The sequence below is a fragment of the [Clostridium] ammoniilyticum genome (assembly GCF_025566905.1).
GTDB lineage: Bacteria > Bacillota_I > Bacilli_A > Erysipelotrichales > Coprobacillaceae > Faecalibacillus > Faecalibacillus intestinalis.
Genome location: NZ_JAOQJR010000006.1, coordinates 40,399 through 62,218, shown reverse-complemented (window position 1 = coordinate 62,218; position 21,820 = coordinate 40,399). Strand labels below are relative to the sequence as shown.

Genomic DNA, 21,820 nt, shown 5'->3' with positions numbered 1-21,820 from the left:
AGTACTTTGAAAATATTTTATTTTAAATTATTTTTTTAAAACAAAGATACTTTTTCTTTATTTTGATGTTCTTTGATATATCTACTCCATTTAATATATCCATAAGTTGTATTTGTAAAATAACCCAGTTTTAAAGGAAGTAAAACATATTGTCCTGACATTATGTTAATAACTGCTTCTAAAAATGCACATATATACCAAGCAATCCATTGTTCTCTTAATCTAAAGAAAATAAAGAGACCGTTGGCGATTCCAACTGCTGATGCACAAGCGTCAATATAAATAATAGCTGTTTCTAATGTTTTATTGTTATAAAAATCAGTAGCGATATCTAAACCACTAATAAAATAACCTACAACAACTGTCCAAACAATAATACCAATAATAACTAAAACTTCTTGATATCCTTTTAATTTTCTTACCATTGTAAGTTCATCTTCTTCATCATCGCGATGTTTAGACCAGTTAATATAACTAATAATATCAATAGGTAACCAGAAAAATAAAGTTGTTGCCATTGTTGCAAAACGATACATTAAAACAACACAAGAAACAATTTCCACAATTTCTACCAAGACAGAAACCAAGAAATTATACCTTGATTGTTTAGATATCAGTAGTTCACATAAAATATTTAAGAATGTATCTAATAAATAAAGAATCATAATGATAATACCGTTTACACCATTGGCACTATCTTCTGGGAATAACACAGATAAAATCGTAGCTAACACCATAATTGAGATAAACCATGATTTTTCATATGTTGTAAATTGTTTAGAGAATAACATCATAATCGCAACAGATAACATTAAAATAAATGTTGCACTCGCTAAATTGAAAACAGATAATGTTTCTTCTGCCATCATTTCTTTATAAGTATGACTTGCTTCTTGACGACTTACATCTTTATGATCAAAATAAAGATTTTGTCCATTTTCTGTTTTGAATTCATATGCTTTGATTGAATTTTTATTTAATTTAACATAATCTTCATAATCATAAGATACCACAAGTTTTTGATCACCTTTTCGATAAATGACATCACAAACTTTGTTATCCGAATCATAATCTTCTTCATCTTTATCTCTATCCATCATGACAGATTGAACATATTGCAGATCTCCTACGTCTTTATGAATTTGCATCAAACCATAAAAAACTGAACCAATTGAAGTAAAAACAAGTAAACATAAAACAATTATTTCAAATGTTCTTAGTTTTTTATTAGATTCGATATTTTTTTTGAAAAATTGAATCATTATTTAAACCTCTCCCTTATCTTAAAATGCTTTATCATTATAATAAATATTTATAAAAAATACACTCTTTTTTTTCTATTTATTATAATTATTTCATAAAATTGCAAAAAATAGGAATAACTCGTATTCCTATTTTAAATTATTTAGCTTTAAATTGACTAATAACCACACTTTGATGTTCATTCGAAATAAATTGAATTTCAACTTCATCGCCAGCTTGTACAAGCGGTAACGAATTAGAAAGGGACAGATCCGCAATATAAATATGATCATCACCCTCTAGTTTAAAATAATAGACACTATTGCCTTCTTTAACAGCACTATTAATTGAAGAAATTTTGCCAGTTAAAGTATTTTCTTCAAATTCTTCATGACTTTTACCATTTTGAGATAAAACCTCATAATAAGCTTTTTCAGCCTCAGATACACTACTTCCTGTTGCTACAATTTGATAATTTTTAACACTGACAAAAGCATACATCTTAACAAGATTACTACTATCTTTTAAAGAAAGGAAATAAGTAGGCTCTCCTCCTGCATTGACTAAAATTGGAAATGTTGCTTTATATTTTAAGTTTTGTACCTTTCCTTCTGCCGAAGACATTGCTGAATATTCTTCTGCTCCAGAAATATGATAATATTTGCCTTCTTTTGTACGTAAATTAATTAATGCAAATCCAACATTACTTGCATCTTTAGAAACACTTGTAAGACCTGTGTACAAATAAACATCATCATCAATAACAATATAATTATATCCATCTGTTGATTGTAACACACCTTTTTGTGAGAAAACAGAATTAATATAACCATGTGTATATTTTCCATAATTTTCTAACTGTTGAATAACTAACTCTGCTGGATAAACACGATCTACCCAATTAGGAATATCTTTAATATCATAATATTTATGCTTACCATCAACAGCATTTACTAGAACTGCTCCTACAATATCTTTTCCACCAAAGGGACCTATTTTATATTCAAATACAGGAGCAATCCAATAAGGAATACCTTCATCGTTAATTTCAAAAGCTAATTCTTCAAACATTTTCGTAGGATAATTCAACCTTAAATGACGATTAATATTTCTACCAAAATGTTCAGATTTTGAATATTTCATGCCTTCTTTCAATTCAACAACTTCAGACTCTTGACTTACCATATTCACTTTAACATAAGCTGGTAAGCCTTCTTTTCGATTTGTTATCCATTTAATTAAATCACTATATTCTAATGGTGTAACTCGATAAGGAGTATCTTGATAATTAATTTGTTCATAAGATTCATCTACTTCAAACTGTGAAACATAATCTATCATTTGTCCCATTTTTCGATCACCTAGTTTAATAGCACTTTCACGATCTACAACAGGAATTGATTGATAAGAAATCGTCTCATTATCTTTATAAAAATCAGCTTTTTTATTTAATTGTAATTGATTTTGATATGTTTTTGCATGAAAAATAGGCAAACTATATACCGAACCAACACCTATATAAACAAATAAGGCAACGACTACAAACATTAAATATTTAGATGTTTTATCAAATGTACCTAATAATATCGCATGTAAAATAACAAAGATAACAATTAAAAAAATCAAATGGAAAATAAATGTTTGAGATTGATAATGAATTGGTAGTAATAAAACATACTCTCCTATAATACCTAAAAGACAAACGACAATCAATGGAATTAAATAGCTCCATTTTTTAGTTGTTTGTATTTTAGATGAAGAAAAATGTCTTTTTATTTCGTCAATGATACTTTGTATAAAATTATTCATTTATTCTCTCCTTGATATCATTTAATAATAAAGGTAATTCATCTAAAGATAAAAGTGTTGCCCCCGAAGCAAACGCATGTCCGCCACCTCGATATTTATTCGCAATTTCATTAACAGGAATATGTCTCGATCTCATTGAAACACGCCAATTATGATCTTTTGTATTTTCTGTTATAGCTAACCATACTTTATATTCATCAACTGAACTTAATAAATTAACAAAATCAGAGCCTCTTTCTCTTGAAATATTTAAATATTTTAAATCTTCATCTTTTAAAACATAGTAAGCAACACCCTCATCTTCAATATAATGATTTAGGATAAAAGCATTCACTTTTAAATCTTTCACATGTTTCATATACATTCTTTCATAAAGTGCTTGCATATCAAAATCATAATTATATAAATACATTGCCGCTTCAAAAGTACGCTCATCAGTAGCTGAATACATAAATCTATTTGTATCCCCTATAATTCCCATATAAAGAGCCTCAGCTCCAAAGCTTGAAAGTTTTACACGTTTATTTTTTAAAAACAAAGCCACTATTTGACTACATGAAGAAGCTGTACTATCTTCTAAATTTAAATTTCCATAAGAATCAACAACAATATGGTGATCAATTTTTATAATTTCTTTACATAAACTAATATCACCATCAATTCTTTCTTGATTAGCTGTATCTAAAACAATTCCTAAAGTTGGTTTTTCAAAATTCGGTTCATTGATTTCTCCAGTAAATTGATATTTAGCCACTAAATCAGAAGAAAAATCACCTGCAAAATAGACTTCTTTATTTTCAAAAGTATTTTGAATTAAATCATATATTCCAAATTGACTCCCAAAAGCATCATAATCCGGATTAACATGACGATATAAACAAATACATTCATATTCTTCTATTTTATTTAAAATCTTTTCTATCATAATTTTCACCCTATTTTATAATAACATACCTTAGACAAAGAAAAAACCTGTTTGCACAGGTTTATAAATCTAACAAACGAACTGTATCTCTTGCAATCATGACTTCTTCATTTGTTGGAATGACCATCACTTTAATTTGAGAATACTGATGTGAAATCACACGATTTTCATCACTTCTAATGCTGTTGAGCTCTTCATCTAAGAAAACACCAAATGCTCTTGAGACATTGTCAATAATTAAACGTCTTAAATAAGCAGCGTTTTCACCAACTCCCGCTGTAAAGCAAATAGCGTCACAACCACCTAATTCAGCGTAATATTGTCCAATATATTTTGAAACAATACGTGCATATAATAAACCAGTTAATAAAGCACGTTCATTTCCTTCGTTAAATAAGGCATTTTCAATATCTCTAGAATCAGAAGAAATGCCTGAAATTCCTAACATTCCAGATTTTTTATTATAGATTTCTAAAACTTCATCTGCTGTTTTATTTAATTTTTTACATAAATAAGGCATAACTGAAGGATCAACATCTCCAGAACGTGTTCCCATCATTACACCTGCAAGTGGTGTAAATCCCATAGATGTATCAATACATTTACCATCTTGAACTGCTGAAACACTTGCTCCATTTCCTAAATGACAAACGATAATTCTGGATTCTTTAGGATTTCCTAACATTTCAATAGCTTGTTGAGAAACATATTTATGACTTGTCCCATGTGCTCCATATTTTCTTACTTTTAAATCTGTATAATATTCAAGTGGTAAAGGATATAAATATCTTTCTTTATCTAATGTTTGATGGAATGCCGTATCAAAAACAAAAACATGTCCTACATGATCAGGCAAAGCTTCTTTAAATGCTTTATAACCAATGATATTTGCTGGATTATGTAAAGGAGCTAACTCTGCTAAATCTGCAACTTTTTTTACTGCTTCTTCGTCAACGACTACAGAATCATCAAAATCTTCTCCTCCATGTACAACACGATGTCCCACTGCATCTATTTCTTCCAAACTTTCAACAATATGATGATCAACAAGAGCATTTAATAATAAGTCAACTGCCACTTGATGATCAGGAATTGGTGTTTGTGTTTGTATTTTTTCTCCATTTACTTTAATTACAAAATTTCCAACTTCTTGTCCAATTCTTTCAACTAATCCCGAAGTGATAACTTCTTCACTTGGCATATTAATCAATTGGAATTTTAAAGAGGAACTTCCTGCGTTTACCGCCATTACTTTTACCATAATTTACCTCCTAGCAATATAACTATATTGTACATAATTTAGTACACAAAAACAATATTTCTAGTGAAATTATCAAAAAAATGTAAGCTCTTTCAACACTCATAAAAAAAGAATAGTCCTCTTTTATTAAGAAAACTATTCCCATATTACTATTTGTTATTATATGAAGAACGAGACATTTGTTCTTGTCCCATTTTAACTAATCTTTTAGTAATTTCTCCACCAACAGAGCCATTCGCTCTAGCAGTTGTATCAGGACCTAAATTAACACCAAATTCATTTGCAATTTCATATTTCATTTGGTCGATCGCATTTTGAGCTCCAGGTACAACTAATCTATTGCTATTATTACTTTGTGCCATGTTGTGTCACCTCCTGACACTTTTATTTTGCATCAGGAATAAAAAACTATACGCTTTTTTTAAAAAATATCTTCATCATTTTTATAATTTGCATCAACAACAATTGTTTCAACATTTTCTACACATTCATTAACATATGTTTCATAATCAAAAGTTACTTCAAAAGCTTCAGCCTTATAACTTTTTGGTTTTGTAGCAGGTGCTTTAGGTGTGAAAATTGTACAACAATCCTCATGTGGTCTAATAGAAATATCATAAGTATCTATTTTTTGAGCAATATCAATAATTTCTAATTTATCAAGACATAACACAGGTCTTAATACCGGAATTGAAATAACTTGATTGATTACATTCATACTATCTAATGTTTGTGAAGCCACTTGTCCAATACTTTCACCGTTAACAAGTGCTAAACAATGATTTTTTATAGCAAGTTTTTCTCCAATACGATACATCATTCTACGCATAACTGTCATAGCATAACTTTCATCACAATGATCATAAACTGCAAGTTGTAATTTTGTAAAATTAACAACATGAACTGTAATTTGACCATGTGTATAATGTCTTAATTTATCTACTAAATCAAAAACTTTTTCTCTAGCAAATTCATTTGTGTATGGTGGCGCTGCAAAGTGAACACATTCAATATCGACACCACGTTTTAAAGTTAAGTATCCTGCTACAGGAGAATCAATTCCACCCGATAACATTAACAATGCCTTTCCACCAATACCAACAGGATATCCACCTGCACCTTTGATAATATTTGTCATAACGTAAATAGCGTCATGTCTAATCTCAACTGTAACCAACATTTCTGGATGATGAACATCTACTTTTAACTGTCTATCTACATGATGAAAAACATGTCCTGCAATTTCTCTATTAATGTCTTGTGACTTTTTAGGAAATGTTTTATCACTACGTTTTGTGTTGATTTTAAATGTTGTTTTTGTATCTTCGTTGATCATTTTAGCAATTGCATCTTTAACAACATCTAGATCTTTTTCAAATTTATAAGCATTTGAAAAAGAATGAATACCAAAAACTGTTTTTAATTTTTCATTGACTAACAAATGATTTGCACCATTTAGATAAATGTATAAACGATCATATTGTAATTGATATTGTAATTGTGGAAATTCAAAAAGAATTTCTTTTGTGTTTTTTAATAATTTTTGTGTAAATAATTTTCTATTTTTACCTTTTGTTGTAAGTTCTCCAAAACGAACGACAATATAATTTGCTTCCATATCTTACCTCTGTTTTTTTATTGAATCTAATACTTCTTTCAAACAATAAATAAATTTATCAATTTCTTCTTCTTTTGTCAAATCACTTATACTTACTCTCAAAGCACTTTTTGCAACTTCATCAGGCAAATGCAATTGTTGCATCACCCTGGAAACATCACTTGTTTTAGAACTACACGCACTTCTTGTAGAAATAAGAATATCTTTTTCCTCCAAAGCATGCAAAATAACTTCTGGTTTATAACCAATACATGAAAAATTAACAATATGACTTGACACTTTACCTCCAGCGTTAATAATAACATCTGGAATTGTCTGTAATTCTTTTATTAAATATTTACTTAATTTCGAAACATATTTTTCTTTTTGATCAAAATTTTCTAATGCTAATCTTAAAGTTTTAGCAAGAACAATATACGTACAAGCATTACTAGTTCCTCCACGTAAACCAAACTCTTGCTGTCCTCCATTAATAAGTGGTACTAAAGTAGTAGATTTTCTTTTAAAAAGCAATCCGCTCCCCTTTAAACCATTTATTTTATGTGCAGAAAACGATGCACAGTCGATACCTTTTAAATCTATCTTTATCTTACCTAAAGCTTGCACCATATCAACATGAAACTTAACAAGCGGATGATCTTTGAGTACATTTTTTATTTCCTCAATGGGTTGAATAGATCCAACTTCATTATTAATACACATGACACTCACTAAAATCGTATCATTTCGAAGACTTTTCTTTAAATCATCAATTTGAATATGTCCCGTATGATCAACAGGTAAATAAGTTACTTCAAATCCAAATACTTCTTCTAATTCTTTACATGTTTCATACACTGAAGAATGTTCTATCGAAGTTGTGATAATATGTTTCCCTCTATTTTGATATTGAAAAGCAATTCCTTTAATAGCCATATTGTTTGCTTCACTTCCACAACTTGTAAAAATCATTTCTTCTTCATCAACATCTAACATTTTAGCAAGTAAACCTCTCGATTTTTCTAATAAGCGATTCACTTCAATTCCTTGGCTATAAATACTATCAGCATTATAAAAATATTTTTCTAACAATTGTGTATATGTTTTTAAAACATCCTTATTATAAGGTGTTGTCGCAGCATAATCTAGATATACCATATTTCCCTCCATATTTTATTTTTATTCAATTTTCGATAACATATGACCCTCATGAAAAAAGTCCTATTCAGCCTTAGGACTTTTTTTATTAACCAACATTTCATAAGAATCCGGTTTTATTTTTTCAATAATATCAACAGCTGTTGATAATGCTTTAGTATATTCCCCATTTCTATAAAGTAATTCCGCTTTTGTAAGCTCTGTATTAACTTCTAAAAATGAAGAACGATATCTATTTCCAAAAACAATTGCATCCTCTACCATTTCAGCAGTAACAATCAAATTATGCACATTATCATACAATTTATAAATAACATCTCTTGCAGCATCTACTTGAAGTGATAAACTCTTTAAATCAATTGGTCTTTTTCTAATAAAATTTAAGATGGAATCTGCTTTTTGATAAGAGTCATCAATATAATCTTGATAAGATTCACTAATCATTGGTAAATGTTTATTTCTAATTTCAGATTTAATTTCTAATAAAACAATATTAATATTGTCTAACTCATCCAAAGCTCTCTTTTCTTGAATACGTAATGTTTCTGCTAATTCAATATGTTTAATCAAAGAATCATTATATGGTTTACTTTGTTCAACAATTCTTGAAAAATCATCAATCATTTCTATATAAGAAAAATCTTTAGTTTCAATAATCTTTGTAATTTCCGCTAAATCATCAACAATTGATTGAAATTGATTATAATCATCTTCTATTGTAATCGTATAATCATCTAAAATATAGTTTTTTTCTAACTCATGAATACTTTCTTTAGCCTCTAAAAGTCCGCTTTCTATCTTATTAACGAATTTATAACATTCATTTCGTTTTTCTTCGTAGAGTGCATATGCATTCTTTTCTTTTTCAAAATCAGAATACAATAGATTTAACTCATCCGTCATGACTTCTATATTTTGTCCAACGTTTTCCAATTTTAAATTCTTTATATTTTTTTCTGTCTCGTGTAAATCATTATCAATCTTAGAAATACGGATTGTAGCATTCATTCTTTCAACAGCAAAATCTTTTTCTTGCATATCTTGCATAATTGACTTTAGTTCATTTAAGCGTTTTGGTAAATATTGACGAACAACAGAAATATATGTAGGTAAATCACTTAACTGTTGATCTAAAGCATCGATATATTTTGAAATATCTTCTGTATATGTCTTAGCTTCTTCAAATTGTTGATTATTCATATAATTTTCTAATTCAACAAAGCGTTCATCAATATCATGAAATACATCTTGTACTTTAGGAACGTAGTCTTCAACTTTAAAACGAATCTGTGCATAGTTATCATTTGTAGCACGATATTTTTCTTTAACTTTGATAATTTCTAATCTTTGAATATTTTCAATTTCTGTAATAACTTCTATATCTTTTAAAAGTTGTTTTGATTCCTTTGCATAATGAATCACTTTTTCCTCTAAAGAGTTCATCTTTTTTTGAACACCTCGTAATTTTCGATAATAAAGTGCTTCATCAATATCATTAACAAGCGGAATGATTTCATCATTTTGAAGATCTGTTAATTCAGCAAATTTTGCATCATAAGTTTCATATTTTTCTTGCAATTCTGGCATATTTTTAGCAATTCCTTTTACCCTTCCTAGTCGATATTGAATAGGTAAGGATTTAATTGCATTCATTTTATTTTCTAAATCAACAATTTCATTACGATAATGTTTTAATTTTAACAAGCGATATGTCAAAATAACCAATATCAAAACTAAAATACTTACCGAAATAATAATAATTGTTTTCATTCCTAATACATTTATAATTTCATTCAAATATTTCATGTTAACAACCTCTTTTAATCACATTTCTACATATAAGTATATCATGAAGTCATATACTTGTCTAAATCTAATTTTCTTTCTTTGAGATAAAATAAAACGAAGCTGTAAAAATCACTATAAATCCAATTAAAACAAAAAAATCAAATTTTTCTTTTAATAAAATCAAAGAGAAAAAATAGGTAAAAGCAGGACTAAATGCCATAAAAAAACTTGTTTTTAAAGGACCTATTGAATGAATTGATAAAAAATAAACACATTGAATATAGGCATATCCAATTCCAGAAGTTAAAATAAATAACCATAAAGAAAAAGTGTTTACTGTTTTAAATAAATCATTCTTTTGAAACAACAAAATAACAATAAATTCAAAAAAAGCTATTAATAACATATATAAGTTATAAATGAATGGATTATGTGTAATATCTTTTAATCGATAATTACCAAAATTGTAAATAAACAATGCCGTTATTAAAAAAAAGATTCCCTTTCCTATATTAAAAAGTCGAAAATGAATGGCTATTAAAAATCCTAAAAAACTTATCATAAATGAGATCAGAATTTTCCAATTCCATTTGCACAAAGAAACAGATACAATAAACATCATAACTGGTGCTAAACAATTAATCGTTGCTGTCATCGTCCCTTCTACATATTGCATACCATAATATGTCAACAAAAAATTAATAACATTAATTAAATTTGTTTGCACTATTAATTTTTTTATAGATACTTTTTCAAAAGAAATTTTTTTATAATAAATATAAAACAGCAACGCTAATACAGAAAAAAGTATCTTTAACATTGCTAAAAAAAGAGGATGAAAAGAATCATAATTTAATTTTGTAACAATCACATTTAATCCCCATATTAAATTTGCTAGAAATAAATGAATATAAAGCAATTTTCTTCACCTCTTATATTTTAGACAAAAGAAAAACATATTAATCCAGAAATTGATCAATATGTTTTTTATCTTTTTGTAATTGTTCTTTTAAATGATTTAAAGATTTAAATTTCTTTTCATCTCTTACCCTAAACACAAAATCCACATCCACATCTTCACCATAAATATCTTGATCAAAATCAAAAATATTGACTTCTAAAGATAAGTTATCAATAAGCCCTACTGTAGGATTATAACCAATATTAGCCATTCCTTTATATTGCTTTCCTTTAATAGTTATATAGACCCCATAAACACCTTTTTTTAAAACAACATAGTGTCCATAATCAATATTGGCCGTAGGAAAACCAATCTTTCTTCCATTTTGCAAACCATAAATAACCTGTCCAGAGACACGATAAAATCGTGTCAATAAATGATTTGCTTTTTCAATATTTCCTTCATTTAACAACTTTTTTATGTACGATGAAGATACTTTTAATGCATCCTCACTGTACTCTTCTATGACAGTTACATCAAATGATTTATTTTCTTGTAAAACATGTACATCGCCCATTCCTTTTTTCCCAAAATGAAAATCAAAACCACATACAATATGTTTTATTTGATGATTTATAATATAATTTTCTAAAAAAGTATTGGGTTTTAAATTTGCAACAGTTTGATCAAAATCAATAATATAAAAATAGTCAAATTGCCATTGTTTTAAAATATTTATTTTTTCAGATAATGACATCAAATAATGATAATCATTATTTTCTAAAATTTGTTTAGGATGTACAGAAAATGTCATTATTGCTTTTTTTAGTCCCTTTTCTTTAGCAATATGTTCAACCTCTTTTAAAAGTTGTTGATGTCCTAAATGAACACCATCAAAAAAGCCTAGTGCACAAACAGAATCATGAACTTGCATGGGAGTATCAACTGACAAATGAATGATTTCCATCACCATAGACCTCTAACATTTTTCAAATAGCCTTGTCCCGTACTTTCGTAAATGGCTAATAAATGATTCTGATTATCATAAATCGCTACTTGACCAGTCAAATCACTTTTAATTTGTTTACCATGATAAACTGGCGTTGGATCATCTAATTTTAATTGAGGAAAACCACACAAAGCGTCATCTATTGAATGTAAAGAATAATCATCATTTTCTAACTGTTCTAAAGTAATACAATCCGTAATTAAAAAGCGCCCTGCCTGTCTTCTTTCTAGATGAGACATATGTCCTGGATACCCTAGTTTTTTAGCAATATCAACACATAAAGAACGAATATAGGTTCCTTTAGAACATTTAACATCGAAAACAATCTCATCATTTGAAAAATCAATTAATTCAATCATCATAATCTCTATATCACGTTCTTTAATTTCTACTTCTTCACCATTTCTTGCATACTCATAAAGCTTTTTACCATTTACTTTAATTGCTGAATAAATTGGCGGTTTTTGCTTAGATTTTCCTAAAAATGAATTTAAAACATCAATAACTTGTGCTTGTGATATTTGTCCAACTTCTTTTTCTTCTAATATTTTTCCACTGGCATCATATGTATCTGTACTTTTCCCTAGTGATAAAGTTGCCCTGTATACTTTTGTATCGCTCATCAAAAATTGAATTGCTTTTGTTGCTTTATTGACACATACAACAAGTACACCCGTTGCATCAGGATCTAATGTTCCACAATGTCCTACTTTTTTTGTATGTAATTTTTTTCTTACTATTCCTACAATATCATGGCTTGTATAGCCTGCAGGTTTATTTATTAATAATATTCCATCCATTTATAATCACCTCGTATATTTTAACAAAATCCTTTCTTTTTGAAAAGAAAGGATTTTCAATCACTTATTTAAATATTGAAATTATCCAATTAATAATAAAGATCATAATATTAATAAAAACAACAGTTGCTCCAACAGGAGTTGAAAACAATATTGATAATATAATTCCTACAAATGCTCCAATAACTGATAAAATCGCAGAATAAATAACAACTCCTTTAAAACTATTCATTATTTTCATTGCTGACAAAGCTGGAAAAATAAGTAAAGCTGTAATTAATAATGAACCTACTAAATTCATCGCAAGAACAATAATTACGGCTGTTAAAACAGCAATAATCAAATTATATAATTCTACTTTTTTGCCCGTTGCCTTCATAAATTCTTCATCAAAAGTAACTGCAAAGATTCGATTATAAAATAAAACATAAAACAACACAACAAGCAATGACATAACAATACAAACGACTACTTCAAAATGTGTCAAAGTTAAAATTGTTGTTGACCCAAAAAGCGTTGAACAAACATCTCCAGAAACATTAGCTGAAGTTGAAAAAATGTTCATTACTAAATAACCGATAGCTAAAGCCCCTACAGATAGCATAGCAATAGCCGAATCTCCTTTTATTTTAGTATTTTGCCCCGTCCTTAAAAGAAAAATAGCTGCAATAACTGTAACAATCATGATAAATAAAGTTTGTGATGTAAACTGTAAAACCGTCGCCACAGCCATTGCCCCAAAGGCAACATGTGAAAGACCATCCCCAATAAATGAAAAACGTTTTAAAACAAGTGTTACCCCTAATAATGAAGAACATAAAGCAATTAAAACTCCAACAATTAAAGCATACTGTACAAAAGGATAAGAAAAATAATATTGTAATGTTGCAATAAAATTAGTCATTATAAATCTCCTTTCCATACCTTTCAATAAACATTTCTTTTTCCATAAAAATGGGGACTTTTTTCTTTAAATATAAAACATGTGTTGCATATTTTAATACAGATAAGTCATGAGAAACCATGACAATAGTCATTCCTTGTTCATTTAATGATTTTAATAAGCCATAAAATTCTTGTGTAACCTGAGGATCCAAACCAGTTACTGGTTCATCTAATAATATAATTTTATCTGAAGCACATAAAGCTCTTGCTAATAAAACACGTTGTTGTTGTCCACCAGATAACTGGCGATAACTTTTATTTTGTAAATGCGTAATTCCCAATTTTTCCATTTCTTGTTTTGCATGTTTTTTTTCTTTTTTTGTATAAAAAGGGCGATATTTTAATTGTGACAACATACCTGATAAAACAACTTCATAGACAGTTGCTGGAAAATCTTTTTGAACAACTGTTTGTTGAGGAAGATACCCTATTTCTGATTTTTTTAAATTTTCAGAAAATAAAATCTTACCTGCTTTTTTTTCTTTTAAATCTAAAATTGTCTTGATCAAGGTACTTTTCCCTGCCCCATTTTCTCCTATAATACATAAATAGTCATTTTTATTAATTTCAAAATTTATATTTGAACAAACAATTTCACTATCATATCCCAATGATAAATCTTCTACCTTTATATATGACATAATATCTCCTTATTCTATAATGCCTTTTTAAGCACTTTTAAATTATATTTCATTGCCTTTAAATAACTATAACCATCCTTGATTTTCTGATCATCAACTGACTGTAAAGAATCTAAATACATGATTTTTTGATTTTTCTTTTTTGTATTATCTTTAACTGTTTGTGCAATTTTTAAATTTGTTTGATCAATAACAAAAATACTTTTTAAATCCAATTGATCTATTTTATTTGCTAGAAAAGTAATCGTATAAAAACTTGCTTCGACATCTGCAGAACATCCAGGAAAAGCTGCATAATAATTAAGATCATAATCATCCAGTAAATATCTAAATGGAAAACGATCTGCAAAAAGTAATGTTTTAGTAGTGGCATTTTCTACCACTTGTTCATATTGATGATTTAAATCATCAATATCATTTAAATAGCGTATCGTATTTTCTTCATATGTTTTTTTGTGGACATCATCTAATTTTTGTACTTCATTTGATAGATAGCGAACCACTTCATGTGCATTAATAAGTGAAAGCCAAACATGTTCATCATATTCACTTTCATCTTCATTTTCGTCGTGATCTTCTTTCATTCCTTCCACATGTTCTTCTTCCTTGATTCTCTCTTTTAAAACATCCATCATATCAACAACTAACATATTTTTATTTTTTGCTTCTTTTAACGCATCACTTACCCATTGTTCGGATTCTCCACCAACATATACAAATAAGTCAGCAGATGATACCTTTGCTAAATCTTGAATTGTTGGCTGATAACTATGTAAATCAGCTCCATCTTTAATAAGTAAAGTAAGTTCAAATGTTGAATTATTCTCCCCAATAATTTCTTGTAACCAATTATATTGGGCATACGTTGTGCAAACAATACTTTTTTTATCTGTTTCTTTATCTAAAGGTAAACATCCCATCAGCAAAAAACAGCATAATAACATAAATGTGTATTTTAATAATTTGTTCATTTTAACTCCTTTTTCATCATACATGTTTTGCATAAACCACCAATAGTAGAAATATCACAGTCTAAAAAGAATTTATAATCTTTTTCTAGCATTGCGATGATAGAATCCATCGATTCTTTTTTTATATGAATAATTTTTCCACATTCTTTACATTGTAAATGAAGATGTTCATGACATTGACTAAACTGTTGATTGAGACGATACATCCAAACATCATTATTCCCCGATTTATATTTAATTAATTGTCCTGCTTCAACAAACTGTTCTAAATTCCTATAAACAGTTGAGATATTTACTTTCATTTCATTTGCTACGATATAATCGTAAACATCATGTGCTCGAAAGCATTTATCACAACACGTTTTCAAGTAATTTTCAATCAATTGAAAAGTTTTCGTTTTATAACGCATATTACCACCTCTAATTTGCAATTCATTTGCATTTTACTAGATTCTAGCATTCCTCTTTTATTATGTCAATAAATATGCAATTCATTTGCAAATTAAAAAACCATCTTTCGATGGTTTCTAATCATGTATAAATACCATGTCTCTCATAGAAACAAGATTGTAAATATTTTTAACATCTTCTAATTGTAAATTAACGCATCCATGAGAACCTCTTGTTTTATATAATTCAGGCGACCATTTATCCCAATCACTTCGATTCATATAATGATATCCTGTTCCAGTCCATGTAATACGAACCCAATATTTAGTTGGTGTTGTATAATCCGCACCTGTTAAAGTATATTCGAGTTTTTTATCTTTTATATACCAGCATCCTGTTTTAGTAGAACGTGTTGCATCACTTGGAAGTCCTGTTACACATTTTGCACTATAAACAACTTGTCCATTTTGGAAAACATAAACCATTTGCTCTGAAATATCTACTTCACTATATGTTTGAGTATTATAATCTTCTGTTGGATTTTCAAAGTTCATTTTGTAAGCTTTATTTTTATAAATAGGTTCTAACTTCTTAAGTAATTTTTTCTTGTTTGTATTACTTTTATTTTTTACATATGCATCTACATCACTTTGCGTATTATTTTCTGTCAACGCTTTATAAACTTGATCAACAGTTTGACTATAATCAATTTGCCATCCATAATCTCCACCAGATACTTCTAATACTTCACCAGTATGTGACTTGAATTTTCTTGTTTTTCCTACTGTTTTGTATTTCAAACAGAATTTTTCAACCCATTGTGCCATTTTTTCTTGATCAATTGAAACAGAAGCATCATCACCAATAACTATCCAATCTTTAATTTCTTTAGGGGAAATTTTTTCATAGTGTTTTTCACCCATATCAAAACGAACCCAACGACATAAGTAATTATTATACTGGCTTAGCTCATTTAGTACCTCTTTATCAGTTTGTACATATTTTGGTTTTAAATAAACATTTGCCTTATCTAAATTGACTTTTGTCTTTAATTGTTGAATAGACTTTTCAACATAACTATAAAACTTATCTTGATCTAATTGATTTCCTTGTTTTTCTTTAATAATTTTACCACTTTTAGCAACCTTATCATATTCCACATGTGCATCTACTGGTGCTGTAATTGTATAATTATCTCCTGTTATTAAAAATGATTGAGAAAGATTATTTTTAAAGGCCTCTTTATTATAAGAAACATCAAAATTTACATCAAAATCTTCACCTGAAATTATTTTATAAAACGAAAATAATCCATGTGTCTTTTTAAAGCAATCTTCTACTTGTTTTTCATAATTAGCATTCAAATCAATATCCGCGCCTCTTAATTCATATTTTGCATTATTTCTACCTTTAATAACAAGAACATGATTTTTCAAATCCGTTTGAACAGCATTTTTAGCTTCTGACAAAGTCATATTTGAAACATCTATTCCACCTATTGAGGTATTTGGATAAAATTTATCATTATACAAAATAATAATGATAAAAAGAAGCATGATAATGGCGATAAGGAGACTCAAACATATTTTAGCTTGTTTTGTTATTTTTATTTTCTTTAAATCCATAAAATTCACCTACTTGCACATATTCTATAACTTTATTTATAGACTGTCAAAAAAAATATCCTAATCCTTTAGGATATTTTTAACAATCAGATACATCCATATCCAATCCCAATTCACGTGGTAAAAAACGTGGACATACATTTTCTGATGATGTAATAACAGAAGCTGCTAATTTTGTTCCAATTTCAACTGCATCAGAAAGATCTTTTCTATAAGTAAGTCCTATTGTTAACCCTGCACAAAAAGCATCACCAGCACCTGTTGTATCTCTAACAGTTACTTTTTTAGCAGGACAGATTCCTTTATTTCCTAAATGATCGGCATAAATACTTCCTTTGCTTCCCATTGTAACAACCATTGATTTAATAGCTCCTGCAGAAACTTTTTGATAAATGATTTCACATAAATCTTTTGGACTTTTTTTACTATAATTTTCAGCAAAGAAAATACCTGCCTCTAATTCATTGCATACCAAACAATCAAATTGTTGTAATAAGTCTCTTCTATCAACTGCAAGTGTCATATTCGAAATAACACCAAATACTTTTTTGTTATATTTTTTTGAATAATCTAAAACAGTTTTTATAATTTCAGGATCAATATCAGCTTCTAAAACAATTGAATCACAATCTTTGAATATTTCATCGCCCTTTTCATTAATTAAATCCAAAATTGGCATTAAATTTGGACGTTGAGAAATAGAACCTGCCAAATCACCATCATTATCAAATACAGCTAGCCATGTTCCCATTCCCTCAGGAATTTTTTGAACATATTCTGTATTAACTTTATGTCTTTGTAATTTACGAATAACATCTTCTCCTAAAGCACTATCATCAACAATTGATAAAAATGTTGGACGTAATTCAATGTTTGCTATATCTTCTACCACATTTCTACTTACACCACCATGAATATATTTAATATGTCCTGCATTTCTTCCAGTTGGAATATATGCATCTAGTGGAAATCCTTTAATATCTACAAAAACTGCACCAATTACTACAATACCCATATTATCTACTCTCTTTCTTGTTCATCTTTTATAATATAACAAAAAATAAAAAACAAGAAAAGAATCTTTCTTGTTTTTATTGATTATTTTCTTTCATGACACCCACTAATGGATGTGGTTTATAACATTCTTCTAAATATTTCATTTCCTCAACTGTTAATTTTAAATCACAAGCCTTACAAGCTGTATCAATATGACTTAATTTAGTTGCACCAACAACGGGTGAAGTTACTTTAGACATCAACCAAGCTAAAGAAATTTCTGACATTGAACAATTTCTTTTTTTGGCAAGTTCTTCAACTCTTTGAATGATAACAAGATCTTCTTTTTCACTTTCATCATATTTTCCTTTAGCATAGGTATCTTCTTTTAATCTTTTAGATGTTTCTCCTGGATGTCTAGAAAGTCTTCCAGAAGCAAGTGAACTGTATGGGGTCATCGAAACCCCCATTAAATCACAATAAGGTTTCATTTCTCTTTCTTCTTCTCTAAAAATAAGATTGTAATGTCCTTGAATTGATTGGAAAGTTGCCCATCCATTGTTTTTGGCAATTTCATTAGCCCGAGCAATTTGCCAAGCAAAACAGTTAGAAACACCAATGGCTCTTACTTTTTTTGATTTAACAAGATCATTTAAGATTTCCATTGTTTCTTTAATGGGTGTTACATTGTCCCATCGATGAAGAATATAAAGATCTACATAATCCATTTGTAATCTTTTTAGACTATTATTTAAACATGTTTCAATATGTTCTCGAGCACTGACTCCTTGGTCAATTTGTACTTGGCTACGTGGCATAAATTTAGTCGCAATAACAACATCTTCTCTTTTTGAAAATTCTTTAATTGCACGTCCTAAATATTCTTCTGATGTTCCACCTTGATAACCCATTGCTGTATCAAAAAAGTTGATTCCTTGATCAAGGGCATGTTTAATGATTTTTTTGGATTCTTCATAAGGAAGTGTCCAAGAATGCATTCCTGCTTGTGGATTACCAAAGCCCATACATCCTAAACATACTTTTGAAACTTTAATATCTGTATTGCCTAAATTAACGTATTCCATATTTCCTCCTAGATTTGATGTCTAATTACATCTTTTAATGTAAATGTTCCATTATCGAATTCATAAATAAAAATACAACAGTTTCCAAATCCTTTTTTTAATTCTTCCATAGGATCTTGGAAAGCTCTTAAAAAGTTAAAACAAGCCCCACTGTGACTCACGGCTAAAACACTATGATGGTCTTCTTTATTCATAATTTCTGTTAAAGTTTTTACCATACGGTCTCTTGTCGTATTAGAGGATTCTCCTTTATATTGTAAATAGAATGTTTCACAATCTTTAGGTGTTAAATGAGAATTTAATCTTTCACTTTCTCCTTCTAACTCTCCATAATAGTTTTCTTTTAAACCTTTAGTACGTACATAAGGCATATCTGTCACAAGTTCTAATGTATCACAACATCTTTCACTTGTACTTGAATAAGCATGATCAAAAGTAATATCGTGATCTTTAAACCATTTTCCCGCAACTTTCGCTTGTTTGATTCCTAATTCTGTAAGTGGCGAATCACACCATCCTTGAATCTTATGTTGTAAATTAAATAAGGTTTGTCCATGTCTCATTAAATAAAGTGTCTTTTTCATACATTTCCCTTCTTTCACTCTTATTGTAATACGCTAAAAAAAAAGAGTAATTTATAATTAAATTACTCTGTCAACAAATTGACAAAAAAGACTATTTGTCAATTTTATAAGGATTTGTTGTACAATCACTTCCTTGAAATAAATCATCCATTCCAAGCCCTCGCATTTGGGTAATCATTTTTGCCATTTCTTCTACAGGGACTTTCATATCCGATAAAATCCATGACAAAGTCATTGCACTTGAAGCATTCGCGTGATATATCGTTGCAAATTTTAAGGCGTCTGGCATTAGTTTTTCACCATAAAGTTGTTGATGCCATTTTAAATCAAATTCCTCACAATGTTTAGGAATGTATTCCTTTAAACAATTTTGTCCATCCATTAAGCAAGCCTGTTTTAAAAAGGTTTGATATTGTTTCATATGTTCAAAAGATTCGATAAGTGACTCATAGAAATCAAGATTTGTATTTTGTCCATTAAAATGATTGATAATTTTATGATTGTAAATATATTGAATTAAATCATTTTTATCTAGGAAATGATTATAAAATGTTTGCCTACTAACTCCTGTTGTTTCCAAGAGATCTTTAACTGTTACTTGAGATAAGTCTTTTTTGTGGCATAAGTCTAACAAACCATTTGCAAGTATTTCTTTAATATCAATTGCCATAAAAATACTCCTTTCTTAGCTTGAAAACATTATACCATAAAATCCTGTTTTTAAATAACTTCAAATTTTGTCCAAGCATTTGATTTATAACGATAATAGAAAATAATTGCTCGAATTGTCCAATCTCCACACATCGCAAGGGCAATACCAATAACACCTAAATGAAGTCCTAAAGCAAGAATAATAGATAAGACAAGTCTTCCACCAACAGTTGAAGCAATAGAAACAATCATCGTAAATTTGACATCTCCAGTTGCTCTTAATCCTTGAGATAAAGGTCCAGAAAGCGGGAAAACTACCGTATTGGCAATATTATGAATAATAACAAGAATAATAATCAAATGTTTTGTTTCATCTGCAAGATTATAAAATTGTAGAATAAATGGTGTAATTGCTAAAACAAGCACATTCCATACAATCGAAAAAACAAGCGACCATTTAATAAGTTTTGAAAAATAGAATTTTGCTTGATCCACATCTTTTGCACCCATGCATTGTCCAATAACGGTAATAAAGACTGGTCCCATTGCTGAACCCACAAGTGCCGCTAATGACCAAATACTTTGTGCAACCCCATTAGCTGCAATTTGATAGGTTCCAAACATCGCCACAATTGAACTTAAAGCCACTTTAACAAGTTGGAAAATTCCATTTTCGACCCCATTAGGAATTGCTATATTTAAAATACGTTTGAGCATCTTTCCATCAAATCTAAAAATATCTTTTGAATCATAGTAAGCTTCCAATTTTTTATTAAAACATAAAACTGTGATAATGATTGCTGAAAAAACACGTGAAATAAGTGAAGGATACGCAACCCCTGCAACTCCTGCTTTTAAAACATAAACACCGATAATATTTCCCACAACATTGATAATATTTGCAGCAAATGAAATATACATTGTTACTTTGGTTTTGGCCATTGAACGATATAAAGCGGCTCCTGCATTGTAAATAGCAAGTGCTGGATAAGAATATGCTGAAATACGTAAATAAGTTACACACGCCTTCATAACATCTGATTCAACTTTACCAAATAGTAATCCTAAAAGTTGTTTATTAAAAATCAATACAAGAATTGATAAAACAATTGAAAAAACAATGGAAAACATCAATAACTGACTTGATGATAAAACCGTTCTTTTTTCATCTTTATTACCAATATATTGACTGACAACGATTGCTCCTCCTGAAGCAAGTGCTGTAAATAAATAGATAAAAATTGTATTAAATTGGTTAACTAGTGATACTCCCGAAACAGCCGCTTCCCCACAGCTACTTACAACAAAAGTATCAACAATTCCAACAAGCATAACCAGTAATTGTTCAAAAAACAAAGTAATGATCATACTTCTTAATTCTTTATTTGAAAACATTTTCATCTCTCCCCCTTGTCTTCATTATAAAAAAAGAAACATTTTGT

The 21,820-nt window shown here is 28.8% G+C and carries 21 protein-coding genes; all 21 read right to left on the bottom strand.

Annotated elements, in window-relative coordinates; genetic code table 11:
• Positions 1-35: 35 nt before the first annotated feature.
• The 21 genes from pnuC to OCV55_RS07100 all read right to left on the bottom strand — a co-directional run bounded on the left by pnuC (position 36) and on the right by OCV55_RS07100 (position 21,779).
• A complete protein-coding gene (pnuC, locus tag OCV55_RS07200; protein ID WP_147580235.1) occupies positions 36-1,262 on the bottom strand; it encodes a nicotinamide riboside transporter PnuC in 1,227 nt (408 codons plus the stop codon).
• A 139-nt stretch (positions 1,263-1,401) separates the two neighbouring features.
• Positions 1,402-3,051, bottom strand: a complete 1,650-nt coding sequence (locus OCV55_RS07195) for a CPBP family intramembrane glutamic endopeptidase (RefSeq protein WP_147580234.1) — start codon at positions 3,049-3,051, stop codon at positions 1,402-1,404.
• Positions 3,044-3,976, bottom strand: coding sequence for a DHH family phosphoesterase (locus tag OCV55_RS07190; RefSeq protein ID WP_147580233.1), 933 nt, complete (start codon positions 3,974-3,976; stop codon positions 3,044-3,046). Before OCV55_RS07190 ends, OCV55_RS07195 begins: the two co-directional genes overlap by 8 nt.
• Positions 3,977-4,037: 61 nt before the next feature.
• Complete coding sequence (locus OCV55_RS07185; protein ID WP_022001497.1) at positions 4,038-5,237, bottom strand: acetate/propionate family kinase; 1,200 nt, start codon at positions 5,235-5,237, stop codon at positions 4,038-4,040.
• A 149-nt stretch (positions 5,238-5,386) separates the two neighbouring features.
• Positions 5,387-5,599, bottom strand: coding sequence for an alpha/beta-type small acid-soluble spore protein (locus tag OCV55_RS07180; protein WP_022001496.1), 213 nt, complete (start codon positions 5,597-5,599; stop codon positions 5,387-5,389).
• Positions 5,600-5,658: 59 nt separating this feature from the next.
• Positions 5,659-6,855 (bottom strand): tRNA uracil 4-sulfurtransferase ThiI, encoded by a 1,197-nt coding sequence (thiI, locus tag OCV55_RS07175; protein WP_119363426.1) that lies wholly within the window; start codon positions 6,853-6,855, stop codon positions 5,659-5,661.
• A 3-nt stretch (positions 6,856-6,858) separates the two neighbouring features.
• On the bottom strand, positions 6,859-7,992 hold the full coding sequence (locus OCV55_RS07170) for a cysteine desulfurase family protein (RefSeq protein WP_147580232.1): 1,134 nt from the start codon (positions 7,990-7,992) through the stop codon (positions 6,859-6,861).
• Positions 7,993-8,055: 63 nt separating this feature from the next.
• Positions 8,056-9,798, bottom strand: a complete 1,743-nt coding sequence (locus OCV55_RS07165; RefSeq protein WP_032090115.1) for a septation ring formation regulator EzrA — start codon at positions 9,796-9,798, stop codon at positions 8,056-8,058.
• A 67-nt stretch (positions 9,799-9,865) separates the two neighbouring features.
• The gene (locus OCV55_RS07160) at positions 9,866-10,699 is read right to left on the bottom strand and encodes a DMT family transporter (RefSeq protein ID WP_032090116.1); all 834 of its coding nucleotides are present in this window, start codon (positions 10,697-10,699) and stop codon (positions 9,866-9,868) included.
• Between the two features lie 40 nt (positions 10,700-10,739).
• Positions 10,740-11,648 carry a riboflavin biosynthesis protein RibF gene (ribF, locus tag OCV55_RS07155; protein WP_267309858.1) on the bottom strand — a complete coding sequence of 303 codons (909 nt, stop codon included), beginning with the start codon at positions 11,646-11,648 and terminating at the stop codon, positions 10,740-10,742.
• Positions 11,648-12,490, bottom strand: a complete 843-nt coding sequence (truB, locus tag OCV55_RS07150) for a tRNA pseudouridine(55) synthase TruB (RefSeq protein ID WP_147580230.1) — start codon at positions 12,488-12,490, stop codon at positions 11,648-11,650. Before truB ends, ribF begins: the two co-directional genes overlap by 1 nt.
• A 64-nt stretch (positions 12,491-12,554) precedes the next feature.
• Positions 12,555-13,394 (bottom strand): metal ABC transporter permease, encoded by an 840-nt coding sequence (locus tag OCV55_RS07145; RefSeq protein ID WP_032090119.1) that lies wholly within the window; start codon positions 13,392-13,394, stop codon positions 12,555-12,557.
• The gene (locus OCV55_RS07140) at positions 13,387-14,076 is read right to left on the bottom strand and encodes a metal ABC transporter ATP-binding protein (protein WP_022001488.1); all 690 of its coding nucleotides are present in this window, start codon (positions 14,074-14,076) and stop codon (positions 13,387-13,389) included. The genes OCV55_RS07145 and OCV55_RS07140 overlap by 8 nt, the downstream gene beginning before the upstream one ends.
• 14 nt (positions 14,077-14,090) lie before the next feature.
• Positions 14,091-15,047: a metal ABC transporter substrate-binding protein gene (locus OCV55_RS07135; protein WP_052010865.1), complete on the bottom strand. Its 957-nt coding sequence runs from the start codon at positions 15,045-15,047 to the stop codon at positions 14,091-14,093.
• Positions 15,044-15,457: a Fur family transcriptional regulator gene (locus tag OCV55_RS07130; RefSeq protein WP_147580228.1), complete on the bottom strand. Its 414-nt coding sequence runs from the start codon at positions 15,455-15,457 to the stop codon at positions 15,044-15,046. The genes OCV55_RS07135 and OCV55_RS07130 overlap by 4 nt, the downstream gene beginning before the upstream one ends.
• 117 nt (positions 15,458-15,574) lie before the next feature.
• Positions 15,575-17,062: a L,D-transpeptidase family protein gene (locus tag OCV55_RS07125; RefSeq protein ID WP_147580227.1), complete on the bottom strand. Its 1,488-nt coding sequence runs from the start codon at positions 17,060-17,062 to the stop codon at positions 15,575-15,577.
• Between the two features lie 79 nt (positions 17,063-17,141).
• Positions 17,142-18,077, bottom strand: coding sequence for a carbohydrate kinase family protein (locus tag OCV55_RS07120; RefSeq protein ID WP_032090122.1), 936 nt, complete (start codon positions 18,075-18,077; stop codon positions 17,142-17,144).
• A gap of 76 nt (positions 18,078-18,153) precedes the next feature.
• Positions 18,154-19,143 carry an aldo/keto reductase gene (locus OCV55_RS07115; RefSeq protein WP_147580226.1) on the bottom strand — a complete coding sequence of 330 codons (990 nt, stop codon included), beginning with the start codon at positions 19,141-19,143 and terminating at the stop codon, positions 18,154-18,156.
• An 8-nt stretch (positions 19,144-19,151) separates the two neighbouring features.
• On the bottom strand, positions 19,152-19,727 hold the full coding sequence (locus OCV55_RS07110; RefSeq protein ID WP_032090124.1) for a histidine phosphatase family protein: 576 nt from the start codon (positions 19,725-19,727) through the stop codon (positions 19,152-19,154).
• A 91-nt stretch (positions 19,728-19,818) separates the two neighbouring features.
• Positions 19,819-20,397 carry a TetR/AcrR family transcriptional regulator C-terminal domain-containing protein gene (locus OCV55_RS07105; protein WP_147580225.1) on the bottom strand — a complete coding sequence of 193 codons (579 nt, stop codon included), beginning with the start codon at positions 20,395-20,397 and terminating at the stop codon, positions 19,819-19,821.
• Positions 20,398-20,447: 50 nt separating this feature from the next.
• Entirely contained in the window at positions 20,448-21,779 is a 1,332-nt protein-coding gene (locus OCV55_RS07100) for an MATE family efflux transporter (protein WP_147580224.1), read from the bottom strand.
• Positions 21,780-21,820: the final 41 nt, after the last annotated feature.